This is a genomic window from Streptomyces litchfieldiae (genome assembly GCF_031845365.1).
Lineage (GTDB): Bacteria > Actinomycetota > Actinomycetes > Streptomycetales > Streptomycetaceae > Streptomyces > Streptomyces litchfieldiae.
The window spans coordinates 148,049-171,268 of sequence record NZ_JAVREL010000006.1; the positions used below are offsets into that span (position 1 = coordinate 148,049).

Below are 23,220 nucleotides of genomic sequence, written 5' to 3' on the forward strand. Positions count from 1 at the left end.
GGGTTTGCCATTCCGGCAACGATGTTTGTCGAAACGTGGCGCCCGAGCGGACCATCTCCAGTGAACGGAGGTACCGCACGTGACCGAACAAGCAGGACCACGCACCCCGGTCGATGTGGTTGTCGTCGGCGGGGGCGCCGCCGGGCTGAGCGGGGCGCTGACCCTGGCCCGGGCGCGCCGCTCGGTGCTGGTGATCGACAACGGCCGGCCGCGCAACGCCCCCGCGGCCCATGTCCACTCCTACCTGACACGCGACGGGGAGTCGCCCGCCCGGCTCCTGGAGCTGGGGCGCGACGAGGTGACCCGCCACGGCGGCCGGATCGTGCCCGGCACCGTCGTGACCGCCGAGCGCTCGGACGCCGGCGCGTTCCGTGTGCTGCTCGACGACGGAACGGCGGTCGAGGCCGGCCGGCTCCTGGTGACCACCGGCCTCGTCGACGAACTGCCCCCCGTGCCTGGCCTGGCCGAACGGCTCGGGCGCGACGTACTGCACTGCCCGTACTGCCACGGCTGGGAGGTGCGCGACCGGGCGATCGGTGTCCTGGCGACCGGACCGCTCGCGGTCCACCAGGCCCTGCTGTGGCGGCAGTGGAGCGCGGAGATCACGCTGTTCCGGCACACCGCCCCCGAGTTCGGCGACGACGCGTACGAGGAACTGGCCGCCCGCGGCATCGCCGTGGTCGACGGCCAGGTGGCGCGGCTGGAGACGGCCGGCGACCGGCTGACCGCGGTGGTCCTCGCCGGCGGCCGGGCCGTGCCCTGCGAGGCGCTGGCCGTCTCCCCGCGCTTCACCGCCCGCGCCGGCCTGCTGACCGGCCTCGGGCTCGAGGCCCGCGAGCAGGAGTGGGCGGGCGAGGTGATAGGCACGCACATCCCCGCCGATCCCACCGGGGCCACCGACGTGCCCGGGGTCTGGGTCGCCGGCAACGTCACCGACCTGACCGGGCAGGTCATCGGCGCCGCCGCCGCGGGCGTGCGCGCCGCGGCCGCCATCAACGCCGATCTCATCGCCGAGGACACCCGCCGGGCCGTCGCCGCCCGCCGGTCGCGCATCAAGGAGGACGCACACCGATGACCGACGACAACCTGACCGAGGCGGAGCGCTGGGACGCCCGCTACGCCGAGAGCGACCGGATCTGGAGCGGCAACCCCAACGTCGTGCTGGTCCGCGAGGTCAAGGAACTGACCCCGGGCCGGGCCCTGGACCTGGGCTGCGGCGAGGGCGCCGACGCCGTCTGGCTGGCCCGCCAGGGCTGGCGCGTCACCGCGGTCGACATCTCCCGGGTCGCCCTGGACCGGGCGGCCGGACACGCGGCGGAGGCCGGCGTCGCCGACCGCGTGGACTGGCAGCGGCGCGACCTCGGGGAATCCTTCCCCGAGGGCGAGTTCGATCTCGTCTCGGCCCAGTTCCTGCACACCTGGGGCGACATGCCCCGGGAGCGGATCCTGCGGAACGCCGCCGCGGCCGTCGCGCCCGGCGGAGTGCTGCTGATCGTCAGCCACGGCGGCTTCCCCCCATGGGAGTCGCACGCGCACCCCGACATCCACTTCCCCACCCCGGACGAGCTCCTGGAGTCCCTCCAACTCCCGGACGGGCAGTGGGAGGTGCTGCTCAGCGACGAGCACGAGCGCGTGCAGACCGGCCCCGACGGAGAGCCGGCCCATCGCATGGACAACGCCCTCAAGACGCGGCGCCTGGCCCGCTGAGCCACCGCCCCCCGAGGCGCCGGGGGGTCGGGCCTCAGCCCTCCGGCGCCTCCTCGCGTTCGTCGGCGGACAGGGCCAGCCGCCGCTGCTCGTCCTCCACGATCCGCCGGGCCAGCGACGGCTCCGAGAAGTCCACCGCCTCCGCCGCCGAGTCCGCCATGTCGCTGCGGCGCGCGTAGTCGTCGAAGAGACGCTGCTTGGCGGCCAGGATGTCCAGCATCCGCTGGTCCACGCTGTCGGTGGCCAGCAGCCGGTGCACCCGGACGCGCCGCACCTGGCCCATGCGGTGCACCCGGGCCACCGCCTGATGCTCCACCGTCGGCTTGACCTGCGGCTCGCACAGGATGACGACCGACGCCGCCTGGACGTTGAGACCGACGCCACCGGCCTGGATCTGGCACAGCAGCACCGCGTGGCCCGGCGCGGCGGCGAACCGGTCCACCAGCTCCTGCCGCCGCGCCGGGGACAGCCGCCCGTCCACCGGGCCCAGCGGCCGGTGGCCCAGCGCCGCGCGCACGGTGGCCAGCACATCGCGGAAGTAGGAGAAGACCACCACCTTGAGGCCGTTGACCGCCGCCTCGCCGACCAGCTCCGTCAGCCGGCCCAGCTTCGCGGAGTGCGCCGGGTCGGCGTACGCGGCCCGGCGCATGGCCATGAAGTTGCCCTCGGCCACGGCCGCCCGGTAGGCGGCGAAGTCACCGGGGGAGAACTCCTCCCACTCGTCGGTGCGCACCAGTTCGGGGATCTCGGTCAGCACATCCTGCTGGTTGCGGCGCAGATAGGCGGGGGCCACGGCCCGGCGGAACGCCCGGGGACCCGCCGCCGCGTCCCCCACCCGGATCTGCCGCACCAGCCCGGGGCGCAGATACTGCACCAGGCTGCGGAACTCCTCGACCCGGTTCTCCATGGGCGTCCCGGTAAGGAACAGCACCCGCTCCACGCGCGCCGTCCACGCGGCCACCGAACGCGCCCGGCGCGTGGCGCGGTTCTTCACGTAGTGCGCCTCGTCCACCACCACCATCCCCACCGGCGTCCCGCAGGGCACCGCCAGGCCGTGCAGGGCGTCGAACGTCGTCACCCCCACGCCGCCCCGCCGCAGCCACTCGGCGAGCCCCGCCTCGCGTTCCGGGCCGTGCAGCCGGTAGGCGGGCAGCGCGCTGCGCGCCTCGACCTCGCGGATCCAGTTGAGGAGCACGCTGGACGGGCAGACCACCAGGAAGTGCGTCGCGCCCTCGGCCGCCAGATGCGCCAGCGCCGCGATGGCCTGCACCGTCTTGCCCAGCCCCATCTCGTCGCCCAGGATGACCCGTTGCTGGGCGAGCGCGAACCGCGCGCCGAACGCCTGGTAGCCGCGCAGCGACACCCGCAGCCGGGTGCCGTCCAGCCGCTGGGCGCGCACCCGGTCCACCAGCCCGGCCGGGAGGAAGCCCTCGGCCGCGACGTGGTCGGGACCGACGCCCGAGACCTCGCCGAGCACGCCGTAGTACTCGGGCGACCGCACCTCGAAGTCGAGCCACGCCTCGGTGTCCGACGCCGGCCGGCGCAGCAGATCCGCCGACGTCTGCGCGAACAGCTCGGGCAGCGACCGTTCCTCGGCGTCGGCGAGCACCTCCTCGACGCGGGCCAGGGAGGCCAGGGCCGTCGCGCGCCGCCGCCGCCCGGCGAACAGCATCCGCGTCCGGCCGCCCGCGGGCCGCGCCCCGGCCAGCGGCCCGGCAAGCTCCCCGCGCGTCCGCTCGGCGGCCTCCCGCGCCCCGGACAGCCCGCCGCCGGCGGCGACCAGGCGGCCGAGCGCGACGACGAGCGCCGTCGAACGGGGGTCGTCGCGGTCCTCGATGTCCAGGCGAACGGCCACGGTCTCACTGACCGCGCGGCGGATCTGGTGCGCCGCGCCGCGCGCCTGCCGGGCCGACTGCTCGCCGATGCCGGGCACCAGCCGCAGGGCGTACTCGCCCGCGTCCACCACCGAGCCCACGGTGGTGAACCCGGCCTGCTCCAGCGCGGCGACCCGCAGCCGCCCGGAGGTGACGTCCCGCAGCCGGGACACCGGGATGCCCGACAGCTCGGTGGCCACCAGCTCGTCCCGCAGCGGGGCTAGGGCCTCCCGCACCTCGGCGCACGCCCGCGCGTGTTCCTCCAGCACGGTCCGCGCCGCCGCGGCCAGCCGCTCGCCCCGGCCGAGCAGGGCTCGCACCGCCTGCCGCCCGCCCGGCCTGCGCCTGGCGCCTTCGTCGGCCACGCGTACCCGCCTTCTGAGTGCCCCCTGTCGGTCCCCGGCATGATCTCACCCGGACGCATAACGGGCCGAGGACTTCGCGCACTTCAGGCGTGGGGCGGGGGCGGCGCCCGGCCGGGTCCCGCCCGCGCGGGACCCGGCCGGGCCGGACCGGGCCGGTCAGCCCGTCGGGGTCAGGACGACCTCGGTGCGGCCCGTCAGCTCCGGCAGGTCGCCGGTGCCGGGGTCGGTGTAGGAAGCGTGGAACACCCCGGCCAGGTTGTCCTCCTCCGGGTCGTGGCCCTCGGGGTAGGTGGTCCGGATCGTGCCGGAGCAGCCGACGGCCGAACTCTGCGAGTGGCCGTGATCGTCGTGGCCCAGGATGTAGTGCACGGTCACCCGGGAGCAGTCGACCGGCTGGTCGTCGGTCACCGCCACCTCGAACGCCACCTGGTCGCCGAAGGAGAACTCCTGCCCGTCCTCCGGCGTGACGAACGTGACGACCGGCGTCTCGTTCCCCACCACGATGCGGACCTCCGCCGACGCCGAACGCCCGCCGTGGCGGCCGGTGTCCGTCACCCGCAGGCTCGCGCTGTAGGCGCCCTCCTCCGTGTAGACGTGCCGCGGGTTCACCTCCCGGGAGTCGGTGCGGCCGTCCGAGTCGAAGTCCCAGGCGTAGCGCAGCCGGTCGCCGTCGGGGTCGGCGGTGCCCTCGGCGGAGAAGGAGACCGTGAGCGGCGCGTGGCCGGCGACGTCGTCGGCCGTGGCCACGGGAACGGGCGAGCGGTTGGCGCCGGGCCCGAGCCAGTCGACGCGCGCCAGCATGGCCTCGGGGTTCTCGGCGAAGTAGCCCGCGCCGTACTCCAGCACGTACAGCGCGCCGTCGGGTCCGAACTCCATGTCGATCAGGCCGGAGAATTCCAGCTCCGGCGCCACGTCCTCGATGGCCGCCAGCCGGCCGGCCGCGTCCGGGACGAAGCCCTTGATGTAGTTTCGCGTCCACTCGTAGAACAGCGGGATGCCGTCGTACTCGGCCGGCCAGGCGACCGGGTTGCGGCGCCGGGTGTCCCGGGGGTCGAAGTCGTAGGCGGGGCCGGCCATGGGCCCGATGCCGCCCGTGCCCAGCTCGGGGAACTCCGCGGACGCGACGCCCGGGTACCAGACGTCGGGCTGCTCCACCGGGGGCAGCTCCCGCAGCCCGGTGTTGTGCGGCGACTCGTTGACCGGGGCCGCGCAGTCGAACGCCGCGCCGGACGCGCCGGTGCCGAAGTCGTAGTCGATGTAGGGGAGTTGGGGGGTCGCGCAGTAGGGCCAGCCATAGTTGCCGGCCGCCCGGGCGACGAACCACTTGCCGTGGCCGTTCGGCCCCCGGGCGGGGTCGGCGCGTTTGGCGTCCGGCGAGTAGTCGGCGACGTACAGGTCGTCGGTCTCCCGGTTGATCTCGATCCGGAACGGGTTGCGCAGCCCCATCAGATAGATCTCCGGCCGGGTGTCCGGGGTGCCGGGCGCGAAGAGGTTGCCGGGCGGCACGGTGTAGGAGCCGTCCCGGGCGACGCGGATGCGCAGCACCTTGCCGCGCAGGTCGTTCGTGTTGGCGGCGGTGCGCTGCGCGTCGAACGCCGGGTTGCGGTCGGCCCGTTCGTCGATGGGGGAGTAGCCGCCGGACGAGAATGGGTTGGTGTCGTCGCCCGTGGAGAGGTGGAGCAGCCCCTCGCTGTCGAACGCGATGTCGCCGCCGACGTGGCAGCACAGGCCGCGGTCCGCCTCGACGTCGAGGATCCGCTGCTCGCTGGACAGGTCGAGCGTGTCGCCGGTGAGCAGGAACCGGGAGAGCCGGTTCACGCCCTCGAACGGCGCGAAGTCCGCCGCGTCCCCCGTGGTCGGCGCGTCGCCCTCGTTGACGTCGGGCGTCGCGGGATCGTCCACCGGAGTGTCCAGCGGCGGCGCGTAGTAGAGGTAGACCCAACGGTTGGTGGTGCCGTTGAACCCGGGGTCCACGGCGATGCTCTGCAGGCCCTCCTCGTCGTGCTGGTAGACGTCGAGCTGGGCGGCGACGGTGTTGAAGCCGGTGTCGGGGTCGTTCAGCCACACCTGGCCGTCGCGGGTGGTGTGCAGCACCCGGGAGTCCGGGAGGACGACGAGGTCGATGGGCTCGCCGGGCATGTCGTTGAGGACGACCTTCTGGAAGTCGCCGCCGGTGGCCGGGGGTTCGGCGGGGTGTCCGCCGTGTGCGGCCGAGACGGCGGGGCCCGTGAGGAGAGCCGCGGCCGTGAGCGCCGCGGTGGCGATTGCGGTGATGGTGCGCATGGCGACCTTTCGTGGCGTGCCAACGGTGCGGGTCCGGCCCGCCGCTGCCGGCGGCGGCCCGGGCGGGCCGGCCGGGGGCGGTGAGCCGACCCGGCCGACGGTGGGTCTCGCGGTCCGGGGCGTCAGCAGCGCAGGGCGCGGAGGTAGGAGTAGCCGGTCTCGGCGGTCCGAAGGGGCGTCACGTCCGGGGTGTCGTTCTCGACGATGTACTCCAGGACCGGGTGGGCCCGGAAAATGCGCCGGAAGTCGATCATTCCGGTGCCGAGGTCGGCCATGTCGCCGGTGGCCGGGTCGCGGTCCTTCACGTGGTACTGGAGCACCCGCTGCGGGGCCGAGCGGATGACGTCGAGCACGAAGCCCTCCGGGTCGCGCGCCCCGTCGCCGCTCTCGATGCCGCCCGTCGCGGCCCAGTAGAGGTCGATCTCCAGGTGGACCAGGCCCGGATCGAGCTCCGCGGTCAGCACCTCCCAGGGCGTGCGACCGCCCAGGTCGCGGGTGAACTCGTGCGCGTGGTTGTGGTAGCCGTAGCGCAGTCCGAGCGAACGGGCGGCGGACGCCTCGTGGTTCATCTGCTCGGCGTAGCGCTTCCAGTCGTCGGCGCTGGGCGCGTCCAGGTAGGGGACGACCATGAAGGACTGGCCCAGCGTGCGGGCGTTTGCCAACTTCGTCTCCAGCGCGGCCGCGTCGGCGGCGATGCCGTCGTGGCTGGAGGTGGCCCGGACGCCTATCTCGTCGTAGAACGCGCGGAGTTCGGCCGCGGTGCGGCCGAAGTAGCCCAACGCCTGCTCGACCTTGGGGTAGCCGAGGCGGGCGATCGCGCGCAGCGTCTCGTCGAAGCCGGGCGTTCCGTTGAGCGCGTCCCGCATCGTCCAGAGCTGGATGCTGATGCGGCCGGGGGGCACGAGTTCCGGCCCGCGCCGGCGCGGGGTGGCGTGCGCGGCGGCCGACCCCGCGGCGAGCGCCGCGGTCATGGCGAGGGCGCCGGCGACCGCGCCGCGCAGCAAGGGCCGTCTGCCCGGGGAGCGTTGGGCGCGCGCCGTGGCGAGCGCCCGGTCATCGGAGAATCCGTAACACATGGTGCGGCTCCTGTCCGTCGTGCCGGGACGAAAAAGCAGTGATCATGACAACCGTCGGCGGGTGCCCGAACGTGCGCGCCTCGCGCCGGCGTTGCGGGAGTGGGGGGCTGGGGTGAACGCGTGCCGACGGCTGGGCCCAGTCCGGCCGGTCGGCTCCTCGATGGCGGTGGAAGTGGTTCCCACGACGGGGCGGCTGCGCCGTGCCCGTCATGGGGCAACGTAGGAATGACTTTGCCCGCCGTCAAGAGAAAGTTCTGCCTCAAGTCGCGAAACTATGATCGCGGACGGCACAAAGCGATCGTCCGGCCCGCGTGACGCTCACCACCGGTAGGCTTTTTGCCGCCCGCGTGGGGCCGTTCCAGGGAGGGGAGCCGGAATGATCGAGCTGGGAGCGGCGGCGACGTCCGCGGCGATGTGGTTGTTCCAGTGGGCCGCCGCCCGCGTGGCGGGCCGCGCGGAGGCCGCGGCCGACCAGGTGCTCGATGTCGCGCTGGAGCGGCTGGAGACCACCGTCCGCGGCGAGTTGGGCGAGGACCCGGCGCTGGAGCGACTGACGGAGGAGGCGGCCGAGGGCCGGGACACCCCCAGCGACCGCACCCGCCGACGCGTGGCCGACGCGCTGGAGGACGCCGCCGAGCGGGACCCCGCCTTCGCGGAAGCGCTGCGCGCGGCCCTGCGCGAGATCCAGGAGGCGAGCGGCACCTCCGCCACGGCCACGGACGGGATCGCCGTCGGCGGCGACCTCACCATCAAGGCCGAGGGCGGCTCCATCGCGGCCGGCGTCATCCACGGTGACGTCAGCGTCAACCCGCCGCCCGCCCAGGGGTAGTGGCCGGCTGCGGCACCATGGAGGGGACCGACCGACCCGCCGGAGGGATCCACGCCGTGCCGCACGCCAAGACCGCCGACGGGACACGCATCGCCTACCAGCCCAGGGGCACGGGCGAGCCGCTGGTCCTGCTCTCCGGGCAGTCGAACAACCACCACTGGTGGGACGCCGTCCGCGACGACTTCCACGGCACCCACCGCACCATCACCCTCGATCACCGCGGCACCGGCGACAGCGACAAGCCCGACGAGCCGTACAGCACCGAGGGGTTCGCCCAGGACGTGATCGCGGTCCTCGACGACCTCGGCGTCGGGCGGGCCGATGTCTACGGCACCTCCATGGGCGGCCGGGTCGCGCAGTGGCTCGCCATCCGCCACCCGCACCGGGTCCGGGCCCTGGTGCTCGGCTGCACCTCACCCGGCGGCCCCCACGCCGTCGAGCGGCCGGCCGACGTCCGCAGGGCGCTGGCCGCGCGCGATCCCGCCGCCGTGGGCCGGGCCCTGCGGGACCTGATGTACACCCCCGCCTGGCTGGCCACCCACCCCGGCCCGCACGCCACCCTCGGTGACCCCACCATGCCCGCCCACGCCCGGCACCACCATCTCGTCGCCAGCAACCGGCACGACGCGTGGGACGCGCTGCCCGCCATCACCGCACCGACCCTCGTGGTGCACGGCACCGACGACCGGCTGAACCCCACCGCGAACGCACCGCTGCTCGCCGCCCGCATCCCCGGCGCCCGACTGGAACTGATCCCCGGAGCGCGCCACGCCTACTTCGAGGAGTTCCGGGCGCTCGCGAGCCCGCTGGTACGGGACTTCCTCACCAAGGCCCGGACGAGCCACTGACCGCCGTGCCAGGAGTTCCGCACCGCGGCGAGGGCCGAGAGGACCGAGAACCGCACGGCGCGCTGTCGGGAAGTGCTCAGAGCGGGGGCCCGAGCCGCGCCTCGAATTCGCCCACGGACCACGCCGTGGGCGGAAGCCACGGCGAGGAGCCGTCCTTCGGCACCAGGAGCACGCGCACCAGCGGGGCGGACCGCCGCCCCCGCTATTTCCGCTGGCCGCCGTGCCACGAGTTCCACAGCGCGGCATAGGCACCGCCGCTCGCCACCAGGGCGTCGTGGGTGCCCAGTTCGGTGAGGCGGCCGTTCTCCATGACGCCCACCCGGTCCGCGTCGTGGGCGGTGTGCAGCCGGTGTGCGATCGCGATGACGGTCCGTCCCTCCAGCACGGCGGCCAGGGCGCGTTCCGTGTGGCGGGCCGTCACCGGGTCCAGCAGCGCCGTCGCCTCGTCGAGGATCACGGTGTGCGGATCGGCCAGCACCACCCGGGCCAGCGCGAGCTGTTGCGCCGCCGCGCCGTCCAACGGGTGGCCGTGTACGCCGACTTCGGTGTCCAGGCCGTTCGGCAGCTCGCCGAACCAGTCGGCGCCCACGGCGCTCAGGGCGGCCACCAGGTCGGCGTCGGTGGCGGACGGTTCGGCCGCGATCCGCAGATTGTCCCGCACCGTGCCCATGAAGACGTGGTGCTCCTGGGTGACGAGCACGACGTGCTTGCGCAGGCGTTCGGGATCCAGGTCGGCCACCGGGACGTTCCCCACCGTGACCTTGCCGGTGCGCGGCGCGTCGACGCCGGCCAGCAGCCGGCCCAGCGTGGACTTGCCCGCGCCCGACGGGCCCACCAGGGCCAGCCGTTCGCCGGGCCGGACGGTGAGGTCCACCCCGTGCAGCACATCGGGGCCGTCGTCGTACGCGTACCGCACACCGGCCACCCGCACGCGCCGCCCCTCCGGCACGGGCGCGGCACCGGCCGGCGGCGTGGGCCGCGCGGCCTCGCCCAGTCCCTCCACCCGGGCGAAGGAGGCGGCGCCGCTCTGCACCTGCTCGACGCGCATCAGGATGGTGTCCAGCGGCTGCGCCAACTGCCGCAGATACAGGGCGCAGGCGACCACCGCCCCCAGGCTCACCGTGCCCCGGTCGGTGAGCGCCCCGCCGATCAGCAGGACGCCGACCACGGGAACGGAGTAGGAGAAGTCCACCACCGGGAAGAGCACACCGCGCAGGAACAGCGTCCGCATCTGGGTCACGCGACCCCACTCGATGGCGTCCCGCGAGGCCGCGACGCGGCGTTCGGCCAGCCCCAGCGCCTCCACGGTCCGCGCGCCCGACGCGGTGGCGGCGAGCACCTCCGAGATGCCGGAGGCGGCGGCGCCCTGGGCGAGATACGCGGCGTTGGCCCGGCGCAGGTACCAGCGGACCACGACACCGATGCCGAGCAGCCCCAGCACCCCGCAGGCGCCGAGCAGGGGAGAGATGAGGAAGACGGCGCCGAGGATGAACAGCGCCTGGACACCGGCGATGAGGATGTCCGGCCCGGCGTCCCGCAGCGTGACGGCGACCGCTCCCACATCGGCCGTGCCCCGGGCCGTCAGGTCACCGGCCCCGGCGCGCTCCACGACCGAGGCCGGCAGGGCGAGCGCGCGGTCGACGTACTGTTCCCGGACGCGTGCCGAGGTCCGCTCGCCGAAACGGTGCGCCAGGAGCCGGGCGTAACGCGTCAGCAGCAACTGGACCAGCGCGAACGCCACGATGGCCAGGGCCAGTTGATCCACGGTCGCCACCCGGCCGCCCGCCTTGACCTCGTCGATGATCCGGCCGAGCAGCCAGGGACCGACGAGCCCGGCCCCGGCGGCCAGCGCGTTGAGAAGGAGCAGCAGCGCGACGGCGCGCCGGTCCCGCGCCACCAGCCGGAGCGCCGCCCCGCGCACCCGGGACGGCGAGGCGATGGGCAGGCCGCGCGGCGGCCCGGCGGGATGCGTCATCGGACGGCCTCCTCGGCCGGCTCGGGGAAGTCCTCCGCCTGCCCCCGGGCCACCAGCGCGCGGTAGCCGGGGGAGGATTCGAGCAGTTGGCGGTGCGTGCCCGTGGCGGCGACCCGGCCGTCGACCAGGAAGTGGACGGTGTCCGCCCGGGCCAGCAGCAGCGGCGAGGTGGTGGTGACCAGGGTGGTCCGGCCGGCCCGGGCGGCCACCAGCCGGTCCCCGATGGCCGCCTCCGTGTGCGCGTCGACCGCCGAGGTGGGCTCCACCGCCAGCAGGACCTCGGGATCGGCGAGCAGCGCCCGCGCCAGCCGCAGGCGCTGCCGCTGGCCCCCGGAGAAGTTGCGGCCCCCGGCCTCGACGGGGGAGTCCAGCCCGCCGGGCAGCCCCCGCACGATGTCCCCGGCCACCGCCGCGCGCACGGCGCGCATGATGGCCTCGTCGTCCGGGTCCCCGCGGCCCGAGAGGAGTTCGCGCAGCGTTCCGGCGAACAGATCGGCCTCGTTGTCGCCGACCAGGACGCGGGCCCGGACCTCCGGCAGCGCGACGCGGTCGAGCCGAACCGGGCCCCAGGTGACGGCCGTTGCCGCGAACCTGCCCAGCCGGTCGACCACCGCGGCCGCGTCCGCCGGGCGCGCGCCGGCCAGCGCGGTGAGCCGGCCGGGGGCGACCTCGACGCCGGAGGCCGGGTCGCGCAGCGCGGACGGCGCGGCGGGCGCGGCCACCGCCGGGGCGCCGTCCGCCGTCTCCGGCTCCGGCGGGAGGCCGAGGAAACGGACCACCCGCCGGCCCGCCACAAGCCCCCGGGCGATCTGCTCACCGCCCTCGATGAAGAACGACACCGGCACGACCAGCACGGCCGAATAGCCGTAGACCGCGACCAACTCGCCCACAGTGATGGTCCCTTGAGCCGCCATCCGCGCCGCCAGCCAGGTCACGGCGGCGAGGAACAGGGTCGGCAGCCCGACCCCCAGCGCCTGGAGCCAACTGGTCACGGCGCCCACGCGGTAGCCCTCGGCGCGCAGTTCCCGCGAGGCCCGGTGGAACCGGCCGGCGTACACGTCCTTGCCGCCCAGGCCGCCGAGCACGCGCAGCCCGCCGACCAGGTCGACGAGCCGGGCGGCCAGGCCGCCGTGGTGTTCGCGGTACACCGCGTCCGCCTTCTGCAACCGCCCCAGCAGCGGGCCGATCAGCACGGCGAGCAGCGGCACGCCCAGCAGGACCACGACGGCCAGCAGCGGGGCGACCGAGAACAGCACGACGGCCACGCCGAGATACGCCAGCACCGCGCCGACGCCGGGTCCGGTGACGGTCATCGAGGTGCTGATCGCCGCGACGTCTCCCATCCCGATCGTCACCACCTCCCCGGCCGTGACGCGCCGGGGCAGCGCGGCCCCGAGCCGGGTCGCGTGCTCCACCACCAACTGCGCGGTGCGGAACGCCGCGTCCATGCGCACCTGGGTCATCGTCCGGTGCCGCAGCATCCCCAGCGTGGCGTTCACCGCCCCGGCCGCCAGCAGCGCGGCGCTCCACCCCAGCAGCGCCGAGCGGTCCCCCGGCTCCAGACCGTCGTCGATCGCGCGGGACAGCAGATAGGGCGGGACCATCAGGCCGACCATCCACGAGGTGCCCAGCAGCGCCCCGGCCGCCACGCGCCGACGCTGCTTGACGACCAGCCACCACAGATACCGCGCGGCGCTTTGAGTATCCGGAACACCCGGATTCCTAAAGGAATCGATCATTTCCACCCCTCCGCGCTCACGAAACGACAACCGGGAGTCATCCTGCCAGGCGCGCTTCCCGACCCCGGGGGCGCATCGACCGCGCGCGCCCGATTCCCCCGACAGGGTGGTTTACCGCCACCTCGATTGTGGCCGCGGGGATTCCGCGATTGCCTCGTGCGGCAGCCCGGTCGGCGGGCGGAAGTCGTGCGGAGGGGATGGCGATGTCTGGTGGCACGGTGTTGTTCGCGGTGCCCGAGAGCCCGTCGGGCACGGACGCGGCGGCCGAGCAACTGCGCAGGATCCACAAGGAGTTGGCGGACTCCGGCCTCGAGGTGCGGTGGGCCGGCACCGGCGCCGACGCGCAGGCGGTGCTGACCACCGAGGCGGGCCTCGGCGCCGCCGTGGTGGCCTGGGACCTCCCGCCCGGCGACGCGAGCGGCGAGCCGGGCGGCGCCGGCGTGCTGCGCCGGGCCGGGCGGCGCTTCAAGGGGCTGCCCGTCTTCCTCGTCACGCCCGGCGAGGACCTGGAACGGGTGCCGCTGTGGGTGGCGGAGACCGTGGTCGGCTATGTGTGGCCGCTGGAGGACACCCCCCGGTTCATCGCCGGGCGCATCGCCCGCGCCGCCCGCGGCTATCTGGAGGCGGTGCTGCCGCCGTTCTTCAAGGCACTGCGCCGCTTCGACGACGCGCACGAGTACTCCTGGCACACCCCCGCCCACTCCGGCGGCGTCGCGTTCCTCAAGTCACCCGTCGGCCGCGCCTTCCACGACTACTTCGGGGAGCGGCTGCTGCGCAGCGACCTGTCGATCTCCGTCGGCGAACTCGGCTCGCTCTTCGAGCACACCGGCCCCATCGGCGACGCCGAGCGGAACGCCGCCCGGATCTTCGGCGCCGACCTCACCTACTTCGTGCTGCACGGCGACTCCACCTGCGACCGCCTGGTCGGCCACTACAGCGTCACCCACGACGAGATCGCCCTCGTCGACCGCAACTGCCACAAGTCCGTCCTGCACGGCCTGGTCCTCTCCGGCGCCCGCCCGGTCTACCTGGTCCCCACCCGCAACGGCTACGGCCTCGCGGGCCCGCTGCCCCCCGCCGAGATCGAGGCGTCGGCGGTCGCGGCGCGGATCGCCGGCAACCCGCTGGCCGCCGGCGCGGCCTCCCCGGCGGCCCAGTACGCCGTCCTCACCAACTCCACCTACGACGGGCTGTGTTACGACGCCCTCCAGGTCGCCCGGGCCTTCGCGCCCAGTACCCCCCGGCTCCACTTCGACGAGGCGTGGTTCGCCTATGCCCGGTTCCACCCCCTCTACGCGGGGCGGTACGGCATGTCCGTGGGCCCCGACACCTTCCCCGGGCCCGAGCGGCCCACCGTCTTTTCCACCCAGTCCACCCACAAGCTGCTCGCCGCGCTGTCGCAGAGCGCCATGGTGCACATCAAGCCCTCGCCCCGCGCGCCGGTGGAACACGAGCGGTTCAACGAGGCGTTTATGATGCACGGCACCACCTCGCCGCTGTACCCGATGATCGCCTCCTTGGACGTCGCCGCCGGGATGATGGACGGTCCCCAGGGCCGCTGGCTGATCGACGAGGCGGTCACCGAGGCGATCCGTTTCCGCCAGGCGGTGGTGCGGATCGGGCGCCGCGTCGCCGACGCCGGCGACCGGCCCGCCTGGTTCTTCGGCGTCTGGCAGCCCGAGGCCGTCACCGACCCGGCCACCGGCGAACGGCTCGCCTTCGCCGACGCCCCGATCGAGCTGCTCAGCACCGAACCGTCGTGCTGGCAGCTCGAACCCGGTGCCGACTGGCACGGCTTCCCCGGGCTGAGCGAGGGCTACTGCCTGCTCGACCCGATCAAGGTGACCCTGACCTGCCCCGGGATGGACGCGACCGGCCGGATGGCCGAGCGCGGCATCCCCGCCCGGGTGCTGACGGCCTATCTGGCGGCGCGGAACATCGTCGTGGAGAAGACGGACAGCTACACCACGCTGATCCTGTTCTCCATGGGCATCACCAAGGGCAAGTGGGGGACCCTGCTGGACGCCCTGATCGACTTCAAGGCGCTCTACGACGAGGACGCCCCGCTGGACCGCGCGCTGCCGAACCTGGTCGCCGCGTACCCGGCGCGCTACATGGGCCGGACCCTGGGCGAGCTGTGCCAGGAGATGCACGACCACCTGCGCGAGGCGCGGCTGGTCGACCTGCTGGACGCCGCGTTCCAGCAACTGCCCGAGCCCGTCAGCCCGCCGCAGTCCTGCTACCGGCGGCTGATCCGCGGTGGCACCGAACGCCTCCGGCTGGCCGACGCGGCGGGCCGGACGGCCGCCGCCATGATCACCGTCACGCCGCCCGGCATCCCCGTCCTGATGCCCGGCGAGAACGTCGGTACCTCCGACGGCCCGCTGCTGCGCTACCTGACCGCGCTGGAGACGTTCGACCGGCACTTCCCCGGCTTCCGCAGCGAGACCCACGGCGTGACCGTCGACCCGGACACCGGTGACTACCTCATCGAGTGTGTGCGCGCGACGGACGCCTGAGCGCCGGCATCACAGCGGCAGCACACAGGTCACCCGGGGGAAGGCCAGCGCCTCGCGGGCCGGCGCCAGCCCGCCGTCGGCCGGATCCCGGTCGAGCACGGCGACGAGCCCGGAGTCCTGGTTCGCGACATACACCCGGGACCGGGCCTCGTCCAGGTACAGATCCCGGGGCGTCCGGCCCCCCGCGGGGTGGTGGGAGAGGAGGCGGAGCGCGGTCCCGTCCTCCTCCTCCACGGCGAAGACGGCGACGCTGTCCTGGCCGCGGACGGAGGCGTACACGAACCGGCCGTCCGCCGACACCCGCACCCCGGCGGCGATGGCCCCGTCGGACGGCGTGCCCGGCGGCAGCGCCGAGACGGTGGCCAGCGGCGTGAGGGCGCCCGTGCCGGGGTCGTAGGCGCACGTCGTGAGCGTGCAGTCCAGCTCCCCCACGACGTAGACGGCGCGCCCGCCGGGGTGCGGGGCCAGATGCCGCGGGCCGGACCCCGGCGTCATCTTGAGCTCGCTCTCCCGCGTCAGCGTCCCCGGGCCGGGGTCGAAGGCGTAGACGTGCACGGAGTCCGTCCCCAGATCGACGGCGAACAGCCGCTCCCCACCGGGGTCGGGCAGCACCATGTGTGCGTGCGGCCCGGTCTGCCGCTCGGGATCGGGCCCGGATCCGGTGTGCTGCACGACCTGGGTGACCTCGCCCGGGCCGCCGTCCTCCCGCAGGGCCACCACGGCGATCGTTCCGGACTCGTAGTTGGCCGTGAACAGGTGCCCGCCCAGCGGGTGCACGCTGAGGTGACAGGGCGAGGCGCCGCCGCTGGAGGCGGTGCCCAGGGAGCCGAGAACGGCGCCGTCCTCGTCGAGGGCGAACGCCGAAACCGTCCCGTCCCGCGTCTCGTTGACGGCGTACAGCACGCGCCCCGAGGCGGACAGGGCGAGGAACGACGGGTTCTCGCCGGGCACCACGGTCTCCAGCCGCAGCTCCCCGGTCCCCTCGTCGACGCCGGCCACCCCGATGCCCGCCGCCGGGTCACCGCCGGAATAGCCCCCGAGGAAGACCCGCCCCGAGGCGGCCCCGGCCGTTCCCCCGGCGCCCCGCGCGGCACCTTCGGCGAGCGGCAGACCGCCCGCGGTCGTACCGAGCAGGGTGAGGACCGTGCGTCGCGTGGGCTGTGGCGTCATCGGCTTCTCCATAGGTGGCGTCGTTCCCGGCGGTGCGCGATACAGCATCACCGCCACACCCCGCCGGGGGAAGGGAAGCGTACGCCCGGGCGCGTCAGCGCTCGCGAGTGGCACCGGACGTGTCGAGCGGTCCCGGCCCGCGCCGGCAGGGTCAACGAGCCGATCACGCGGGGGAGTTCGGAGACCGGCCGGAGGCGCGGACAGCGTGCGGGCCACACTGTCCGCGCTCCCTTCAGCGGGATTTGGCACCGGGCGAGCGGTCCCCGTGCCCTCCGGCCGATCTCCCACCGCCGGCTCCGAGTGTCTGCCCACGGGCCGCCGCGCCATGCCCGGGCCGCGCGGGCGGACGCTCAGCCCCGGGCGAAGACCGCCACCGTGCGGGCCGGGACCTCGAAGGTCCCGTTCGCCGGGGAGAAGGCGGCCGACCGGACCACCGGGTCGGCGCCGTCCGCCTGCACCGGGTGCAGCGCGTAGTCCCGCCCGGCCAGCGCGGCGACCGGCTGCGACTGGCGCTCCGGCGTCGCGTTGAACACCACGACCAGGTCGCCCGCCGCCATCACGATCACCCCGGGGGTCTCGCCCGGGCCGGAGAGCGGGAACGAGATCCGCTCCGTCACCTCCTCCGCGGTGGCCAGGCCGAAGACGTCCTCGGTGGCGCGGATCGTCAGCAGGTCCCGGTAGGCGGCGGACGCCGCGCCGGTCTCCGCGCAGCCGATGTCCAGACCGGGAGCGGTCAACAGCGGGGCGGCGTACGGCCAGTAGTGCTCGTTGTCCCAGACGGGCGGCAGCCCGCGGCCGAAGCCGTTGCCCGCCGCGCAGTCCCAGTGGATGGCGTTGTACCAGTCGCCCGAGTCATAGGAGTTGCGGTCCAGCGACTTCGAACGCAGCAGGTCGGTGCCGGCCTGGCCCAGGACGGGGCCCTGGGAGAGCAGCGCCGTGGCCTGGGCCACCACCTGGGCCCGCGCCCGGTCGGCCGGCGCGGTGTCCGCGGGCAGCTTGTAGGCCAGCGCGTCGAACAGCGTCTCGTTGTCGTGGGCGTCCACATAGGCCAGCGCGTCGCCGGGGTCGGCAGCGTAACCGGCGGGCGCGCCGTTGTAGTCCACCTCGGCGCCGGTCACGGTCCGGCCGGTGGAGTCGGTGAAGGTGAAGCCGGCCAGATTGCCGGTCAGCCCGACCTTGATGAGGTCCTGGTAGTGCAGCAGCCGGGCCCGCTGCTCGGCCTCGGTGCCGTTCGTCGCCGAGGAGTTGGGGTCGGTGAACAGGCCGGAGGCGAAGCCCTGCACGCCCGGGTCGGCGTCGAACGGGCCCCCGCCGCGCACCGCGTCCCGCGCCCGGTCGGAGAAGGTCGCGATGCCGGTGCCCGCCATATGGGCCTGAGTGGCCTGGACGAAGCGGGCGTCGTTCGCCACCTCGCCGAAGTTCCAGCCCTCGCCGTAGAGAAGGATGTTCCGCCCGTCCACCCCGTCCCCGGCGAGGGTCAAATCGTCCAGGGCCGCGCGGACGTCCAGCATGTTCTGCCGGGGGTGGTGGCCCATCAGGTCGAAGCGGAAGCCGTCCACCTTGTACTGCGTGGCCCAGGTGATCACCGAGTCCACGATCAGCTTGCCCATCATCGCGTGCTCGGGCGCGGTGTTGGCGCAGCACGTGGAGTTCGCCACGGAGCCGTCCGCCAGCAGCCGGTGATAGTAGCCGGGCACGATGCGGTCCAGCACCGACGCGGAGTCCTGGCCGGCGGCCGCCGTGTGGTTGTAGACGACGTCCAGGACCACGCCGAGCCCGGCCCCGTTGATGCCCTGCACCATCCGCCGGTACTCCAGGGTGCGCCGGGCGCCGTCCGGGTCGGTGGCATAGGAGCCCTCGGGCACGGTGAAGTGCAACGGATCGTAACCCCAGTTGTAGGCGTCGTCCGCGCGGACCCCCGCCACGCACGCCTGCTGGTCCGGTGAATCCGCCGGGAACGCGGCCAGGTCGCAGCTTGGCTCCGCCTGGTCCTCGGCACGCTCGGGGATGGTCGCGATGTCGAACGTCGGCAGCAGGTGCAGATGGGTGGTGCCCGCCTCGGCGAGGCCGGTCAGATGACGCATGCCGGCGGAGTCCTCGTCGGTGAAGGCCAGATAGCGCCCCGGGTGCGCGGAGGTGGGGTCGGCGACGGAGAAGTCCCGGACGTGCAGCTCCTGGATCGTGGCCCGTCGCGGCGGCACCGGCCCGGGCTTGGCCAGGCTGTCCCAGCCGGCCGGGGCGAGCCGGGGATCGTTCAGGTCGATCACCAGACTGCGCTCGGAGTCGGCGGTCAGCGCGGTGGCGTACAAGTCGGTGACCCGGTTGGTGACGACCTCCTGCGCCGCCGGGGCCCAGACGGTCACGCGGTAGCGGTAGGGCTGGCCGTACCAGCCGCGGTGTCCGGTGACCGACCAGACGCCGCTGTCGCGGTCGCGCCGCATGGGAACGGTCCTGCCGCCCAGCTCCAGGGCCACCTCGCGCGCGGTGGGCGCCCACACGGACAGCGTGGGGGTGCCGTTCTCGCCGAAGACCGGGCCGAGTTGGGCCTCGGTGGCGGCTCGCGCGTACACATCGTCCAGTACCCCGGGGATCTGCACGCCGGTGGCGGCGGTGAGCGTGCCGTCCGCGGACCACTGGGCGGCGACGAGCTGACCGCGCAGCGCCGCCTCGACGCGGTCCGCGTCGCGCCGGTCGACGGCGAAGGCGGGCAGGTCGGCGAGATGGGGGTGCGCGGCGCGCTGCTCGGCGGTCAGTTGGGCCGGCGTCAGCCGCAGCGAACGGCCGGGGTCCGTGCCGGTGAGCCGGCCGTCGGCCGCGGCGATCCGGCCCCGGGGGTCGTGGAGCAGCCGGTGGCTGCCGCCGGGCGCGGCGGCCACCGGCCAGACGACGGTGGTGGCGTCGATCCAGTGCGCGCGGGCCGCGGTCAGGTCCACCTCCGGAACGGCCGCGGCGACGGCCGGCGCCGGGTGGGCGGCGGCGAGCAGGGACAGCAGCACGGCGGCCAGGGCGCCCGCGAGGGCGGCGCGGGCATGGCGGAAGCGCGGCACGCGGGACACTCCTTCGGAGAGACGAACGGAGGCAGATTCTTGCTGCAACTCCTTTCGGCGACCTGACCGTAGAGCGGACCGAGGGCCCGGTCAAGGGGTGCCGCAGCGCTCGTTCTCCGTGGTGGATGGGCATGACGCGGTCGGCAGTTGGGGCATGAGGCTTTGCAAGTCCTTGCAGAAAACGGCCCGATGCCGCCGCCGGTCAGCCCCGCGTCCGGCTCTTCAGCACGCCGGAGGTGAGCAGGATGACCAGGCCCGCCAGCGGAACGATCACCAGCCCGAGCCGGATCGACTCCGCGTCGGCGATCACCCCGACCAGCGGCGGCGAGAGGAGGAAGCCCATCCGCATCAGGATCGACGTCACGGTGATGCCCGCGCCCGGCCACAGGCCGGGGATCTCGTCGGAGGCGTGGAACGCGGCCGGTATCAGGGTGGCCACGCCCAGCCCGGCCAGCCCGAAGCCGACGACGGTGCTCGGCACCGAGGGCCACAGCAGGGCCGCGCCCATCCCGGTGACGACCAGCGCGCCGCCCAGCCGGGCGGTGCTCCGCTCGCCGAGCCGGTGGACGACCCGGTCGCCGAGCAGCCGGCCGACGGTCTGCGCGCCCTGGAGCGAGGCGAACGCGAGACCGCCCACGAAGGCGTTGGCCTGCAGCTCGTCGCGCAGATAGACCGAACCCCAGGAGGCGCCCGTGTCCTCGACCACCGCCGCCGCGGCGGCCAGCAGACCCAGCGCGACCAGGACTCCGAGCACCGGCAGGCGCGAACCCGGCCGGTGGGCCGCTCCGCCGTCCGCGCTGGCCTCCGCCCGCTCGGTGTCCTCGGCGCCCGGCAGCAGGAACCGGGATGCCACCAGGGCCGCCGCCGACGTCAGGCCGCCGACGACGGCGAGATGGCCCGGCAGCGGGATCCCGGCCTGCGCGGCCCCGGCGCCCGTGAACCCGCCGACCACCGCGCCGACGCTCCACAGTCCGTGGAACGCGTTCAGGATGGAGCGGCCGTACAGCCGCTGGACCCGCAGCCCGTGCGCGTTCATGGCCACATCCGTCGTCCCGTCCAGGCTGCCCGCGGTGAACAGGGCGACGCACAGCAGGGCGAAGCCGGGCGCGGTGCCGATGAGAAACACGTTGCCGCCCATCAGGGCCAGCGTGCCGACGGCCGTCCACCCGGAGCCGAACCGCTTGATCAGCGGGCTCGCCAGCAGCCCGAACGCCAGGGCGCCCAGCGGCATCGCCGCGATCGCGGTGCCCAGGGCGGCGTTGGACAGCTCCAGGTCCGCCTTGATCTCCGGATAGCGGGGGACGACGTTCGCGAAGACGAATCCGTTGCCGAAGAAGATGACGGCGACGGCGACGCGTGCCCGGACGGCCCTGCCGACAGCAGTGGTCATTGTTCTCTTCCTGCCTGCGGTCGGCTACTCGTGCGAGGGCCGATCCTACAAGCAGACCGCCCGGCGCGGTTGGCCCCCCGTCGCCCGGGCCGGACGGCTCGCGAACGCGCACGGCTGTCAGAGCGCGGTGCCGGAACGTCCGCCGGTGCTTTCGCGAATCACCAGCCGGTGCGGCACCACCCGCTCGCGCGGCGGCTCGGCGTCGGCGTCCCCCGACTCGGCGATGCGCGTCAGCAGCAGCCCCATCGCCTCCCGGGCCACCGCGCCGGTGTCGGGCGCGATCGTGGTCAGCGTGGGCACGCTGAACCGACCGCCCTCCACGTCGTCGAAGCCGACCACCGCCACGTCCTCGGGAACGCGCAGCCCGCGCTCGTGCAGGAGCCGGAGGGCGCCCAGCGCCAGTTGGTCGTTGAGGCACAGCAACGCGTCGGGACGCAGCCCGGCGTCCAGCGCCGCCGCCGTGGCCGCCGCGCCGTCGGGCATGCGGAACTCGCGCACCGGCAGCACGGCCGCGGGGTCGTGCGGCAGCCCGGCGTCGGCCAGGGCCGCGAGGTAACCGCGGGTGCGGGTCTCGGCGGTGCCGGGGCCGGGCGCCTCCCGGCCGCCGATGGTGATGACGCGCCGCCGGTCCAGCGCCAGCAGATGCTCGGTGGCCTCGCGCGCGGCCCGGACGTTGTCGATGGCGACATGGTCGGCGCAGCCAGGCTCGATGGCCTCGCCCAGCAGCACGGCCGGTAGCGTGCCCCGCCGCTCCCGCAGGTCGGCGGCGGTGAGGGCCAGCGGGCTGAGGATCACCCCGTCGGCGAAGTCGGAGTTGAAGCCGTCCAGCGCGGCCAGTTCGTGCGCGCGGTCGGCCCGCGTCCGGTGCACCAGCACGGTGAGGCCGTTCCGTTCGGCCTCGGCGATGATCTGGTTGGCCAGCGCGGCGAAGTAGGGGATGTCCAACTCGGGCACCACCAGCGCGATGATGCCCGTCCGGCCGCGGCGCAGGTGCCGGCCCGCCAGGTTGACCCGGTAGCCCAGCTCCTCTATCGCCTCCCGCACGGCCTGCCGGGTCCGCTCGGAGACGTGCACATAGTCGTTGAGCACGTTGGACACGGTCTTCTCCGAGACGCCCGCCCGCAGTGCGACGTCCTTGATCCTGGGCCTGGCCACCCCCACCTCCCTGAGCTGGTCGCAAGCCTACTTCGCCGCCTCCGGACCCGGCCCGGCATTACGTTCCGTGACGAACTCCCGCACGCAAAGCCATGGATGGCTGGATCTTTACACTCCATGTACATCGATGTAAAAAGTAGCCCCAGCCCAGCGTCGGGAGGTCGGGAAGGTGCGAGATGAGTCGTGATCACTCAGGGCCCGGGGGCCGTTCGCGGTTGGCACGGCGAGATTTCCTCCGCCTTGGACTGGTCGGCGCGGGGGCGGGGCTCGCGCCCGGGCTGCTGACGGCCTGCGCGTCTCCCGCGGCCTCCGGCGGGGACTCGTCGCTGCGCGTGTGGGACCTCTTCTCCGGCGGCGACGGCGAGCTGATGGACGAGATGATCGCCGACGTCTCCAGCGGCCCGGACGGCTTCGACGTGGACCGGACCATCCTGGAGTGGGGCACCTCGTACTACACCAAGCTCGCCATGGCGGCGGCTGGCGGCCGGGCGCCCGAGATCGCCGTTCTCCATCTCTCCCGGCTGGCCGGCTACGCGCCGGGCGGGCTGCTGGACCCCCTCGACCTCGACCTGCTCGCCGAATTCGGCGTCACCGAACGGGACTTCACGCCGGCGATCTGGGAGCGGGCCCAGTACGACGGCGTCGTGTACGCGATCCCGCTGGACACCCACCCCTTCATCGTCTTCTACGACCAGGAGATCGCCGACCGGGCCGGGCTGCTGGACGGCGACGGCGCTCTCGTCGAGATGGGATCGCCCGAGGCCATGCTGGACGCGAGCGCCGCGCTCGCCGACACACAGGGTGGCGCAGGGGTGCTTTTCGGCCATGTCACCGACCCCGCGCAGAACTGGCGCATGTTCAACGGGCTCTACGCCCAGACCGGCAGCACCTGGTCGCTGCCCGACGGCGGCGCGCCGGAGGTGGACGTCGACGCGGCGGTCCGCGTGGTGTCGTTCATGCAGCAGCTCTTCGACGGCCGCACCAACCCCAACAACCTCGACTACGACGGCGCGATGGCCGCCTTCACCAGCGGGCGCGGTGCCATGATCATGTGCGGGGAGTGGGAGCTGCCGACGCTCCGAGACTCGGGCCGGCCGCTGGGCGCGGCCCCGTACCCCACCGTCTTCGGCGTGCCCGCCGTCAACGCCGACTCGCACAGCTATGTGCTGCCGCGGCAGGAGAACCCGGATCCGGGCCGCCGCCGGGGCGCATCGTGAAGTCGGTGGCCACCACCGGACTCGGC

14 protein-coding genes and 1 pseudogene are annotated in these 23,220 nt (G+C 74.2%); 6 read left to right on the forward strand and 9 right to left on the reverse strand.

Annotated features, from left to right (window positions below; translation table 11 throughout):
- The first annotated feature begins 79 nt into the window (after positions 1 to 79).
- Together RM590_RS13030 and RM590_RS13035 are read left to right on the forward strand one after the other, a co-directional pair.
- Entirely contained in the window at positions 80 to 1,075 is a 996-nt protein-coding gene (locus RM590_RS13030; RefSeq protein WP_311704667.1) for an NAD(P)/FAD-dependent oxidoreductase, read from the forward strand.
- Positions 1,072 to 1,707 carry an SAM-dependent methyltransferase gene (locus RM590_RS13035; protein WP_311704668.1) on the forward strand — a complete coding sequence of 212 codons (636 nt, stop codon included), beginning with the start codon at positions 1,072 to 1,074 and terminating at the stop codon, positions 1,705 to 1,707. Before RM590_RS13030 ends, RM590_RS13035 begins: the two co-directional genes overlap by 4 nt.
- A 34-nt stretch (positions 1,708 to 1,741) precedes the next feature.
- Here the strand turns inward: RM590_RS13035 and RM590_RS13040 are convergent, their stop codons facing one another.
- The 3 genes from RM590_RS13040 to RM590_RS13050 all read right to left on the reverse strand — a co-directional run bounded on the left by RM590_RS13040 (position 1,742) and on the right by RM590_RS13050 (position 7,305).
- Positions 1,742 to 3,946, reverse strand: a complete 2,205-nt coding sequence (locus RM590_RS13040; protein ID WP_311704669.1) for a DEAD/DEAH box helicase — start codon at positions 3,944 to 3,946, stop codon at positions 1,742 to 1,744.
- Positions 3,947 to 4,102: 156 nt separating this feature from the next.
- Positions 4,103 to 6,229 (reverse strand): PQQ-dependent sugar dehydrogenase, encoded by a 2,127-nt coding sequence (locus RM590_RS13045; RefSeq protein ID WP_311704670.1) that lies wholly within the window; start codon positions 6,227 to 6,229, stop codon positions 4,103 to 4,105.
- Between the two features lie 122 nt (positions 6,230 to 6,351).
- On the reverse strand, positions 6,352 to 7,305 hold the full coding sequence (locus RM590_RS13050) for a sugar phosphate isomerase/epimerase family protein (RefSeq protein ID WP_311704671.1): 954 nt from the start codon (positions 7,303 to 7,305) through the stop codon (positions 6,352 to 6,354).
- 376 nt (positions 7,306 to 7,681) lie between these two features.
- Here RM590_RS13050 and RM590_RS13055 point away from each other — a divergent pair, with 376 nt between their 5' ends.
- A complete protein-coding gene (locus RM590_RS13055; RefSeq protein ID WP_311704672.1) occupies positions 7,682 to 8,134 on the forward strand; it encodes a hypothetical protein in 453 nt (150 codons plus the stop codon).
- 56 nt (positions 8,135 to 8,190) lie between these two features.
- A complete protein-coding gene (locus tag RM590_RS13060) occupies positions 8,191 to 8,982 on the forward strand; it encodes an alpha/beta fold hydrolase (protein WP_311704673.1) in 792 nt (263 codons plus the stop codon).
- Positions 8,983 to 9,184: 202 nt separating this feature from the next.
- Here the strand turns inward: RM590_RS13060 and RM590_RS13065 are convergent, their stop codons facing one another.
- Positions 9,185 to 10,957, reverse strand: a complete 1,773-nt coding sequence (locus RM590_RS13065; protein ID WP_311704674.1) for an ABC transporter ATP-binding protein — start codon at positions 10,955 to 10,957, stop codon at positions 9,185 to 9,187.
- Positions 10,954 to 12,696 (reverse strand): ABC transporter ATP-binding protein, encoded by a 1,743-nt coding sequence (locus RM590_RS13070; RefSeq protein WP_311704675.1) that lies wholly within the window; start codon positions 12,694 to 12,696, stop codon positions 10,954 to 10,956. The genes RM590_RS13065 and RM590_RS13070 overlap by 4 nt, the downstream gene beginning before the upstream one ends.
- A 203-nt stretch (positions 12,697 to 12,899) precedes the next feature.
- Here RM590_RS13070 and RM590_RS13075 point away from each other — a divergent pair, with 203 nt between their 5' ends.
- Positions 12,900 to 15,215 carry an Orn/Lys/Arg family decarboxylase gene (locus RM590_RS13075; protein ID WP_311704676.1) on the forward strand — a complete coding sequence of 772 codons (2,316 nt, stop codon included), beginning with the start codon at positions 12,900 to 12,902 and terminating at the stop codon, positions 15,213 to 15,215.
- 9 nt (positions 15,216 to 15,224) lie between these two features.
- Here RM590_RS13075 and RM590_RS13080 read toward each other — a convergent pair whose 3' ends face one another.
- The 4 genes from RM590_RS13080 to RM590_RS13095 form a co-directional block, all read right to left on the reverse strand.
- Entirely contained in the window at positions 15,225 to 16,385 is a 1,161-nt protein-coding gene (locus RM590_RS13080) for a lactonase family protein (RefSeq protein ID WP_311704677.1), read from the reverse strand.
- Positions 16,386 to 16,735: 350 nt separating this feature from the next.
- On the reverse strand, positions 16,736 to 19,432 hold the full coding sequence (gene pulA, locus RM590_RS13085; RefSeq protein ID WP_311704678.1) for a pullulanase-type alpha-1,6-glucosidase: 2,697 nt from the start codon (positions 19,430 to 19,432) through the stop codon (positions 16,736 to 16,738).
- Between the two features lie 202 nt (positions 19,433 to 19,634).
- Positions 19,635 to 20,822 (reverse strand): MFS transporter, encoded by a 1,188-nt coding sequence (locus RM590_RS13090; protein ID WP_311704679.1) that lies wholly within the window; start codon positions 20,820 to 20,822, stop codon positions 19,635 to 19,637.
- 117 nt (positions 20,823 to 20,939) lie between these two features.
- Positions 20,940 to 21,977, reverse strand: coding sequence for a LacI family DNA-binding transcriptional regulator (locus tag RM590_RS13095; protein WP_311704680.1), 1,038 nt, complete (start codon positions 21,975 to 21,977; stop codon positions 20,940 to 20,942).
- A gap of 176 nt (positions 21,978 to 22,153) precedes the next feature.
- On the opposite strand from RM590_RS13095, the pseudogene RM590_RS13100 reads away from it, so the two are divergent.
- A pseudogene (locus tag RM590_RS13100) lies at positions 22,154 to 23,188 on the forward strand (extracellular solute-binding protein); the annotation flags it as partial.
- Between the last annotated feature and the right edge of the window lie 32 nt (positions 23,189 to 23,220).

What these genes read in the sequence shown, in the direction of transcription:
- RM590_RS13055 (WP_311704672.1), top strand. Translation starts at nt 7,682, where the DNA reads ATGATCGAGCTGGGAGCGGCGGCGACGTCCGCGGCGATGTGGTTGTTC.
- RM590_RS13065 (WP_311704674.1), bottom strand. Translation starts at nt 10,957, where the DNA reads ATGACGCATCCCGCCGGGCCGCCGCGCGGCCTGCCCATCGCCTCGCCG.
- RM590_RS13075 (WP_311704676.1), top strand. Translation starts at nt 12,900, where the DNA reads ATGTCTGGTGGCACGGTGTTGTTCGCGGTGCCCGAGAGCCCGTCGGGC.
- RM590_RS13050 (WP_311704671.1), bottom strand. Translation starts at nt 7,305, where the DNA reads ATGTGTTACGGATTCTCCGATGACCGGGCGCTCGCCACGGCGCGCGCC.
- RM590_RS13045 (WP_311704670.1), bottom strand. Translation starts at nt 6,229, where the DNA reads ATGCGCACCATCACCGCAATCGCCACCGCGGCGCTCACGGCCGCGGCT.
- RM590_RS13090 (WP_311704679.1), bottom strand. Translation starts at nt 20,822, where the DNA reads ATGACCACTGCTGTCGGCAGGGCCGTCCGGGCACGCGTCGCCGTCGCC.
- RM590_RS13070 (WP_311704675.1), bottom strand. Translation starts at nt 12,696, where the DNA reads ATGATCGATTCCTTTAGGAATCCGGGTGTTCCGGATACTCAAAGCGCC.
- RM590_RS13035 (WP_311704668.1), top strand. Translation starts at nt 1,072, where the DNA reads ATGACCGACGACAACCTGACCGAGGCGGAGCGCTGGGACGCCCGCTAC.
- RM590_RS13080 (WP_311704677.1), bottom strand. Translation starts at nt 16,385, where the DNA reads ATGACGCCACAGCCCACGCGACGCACGGTCCTCACCCTGCTCGGTACG.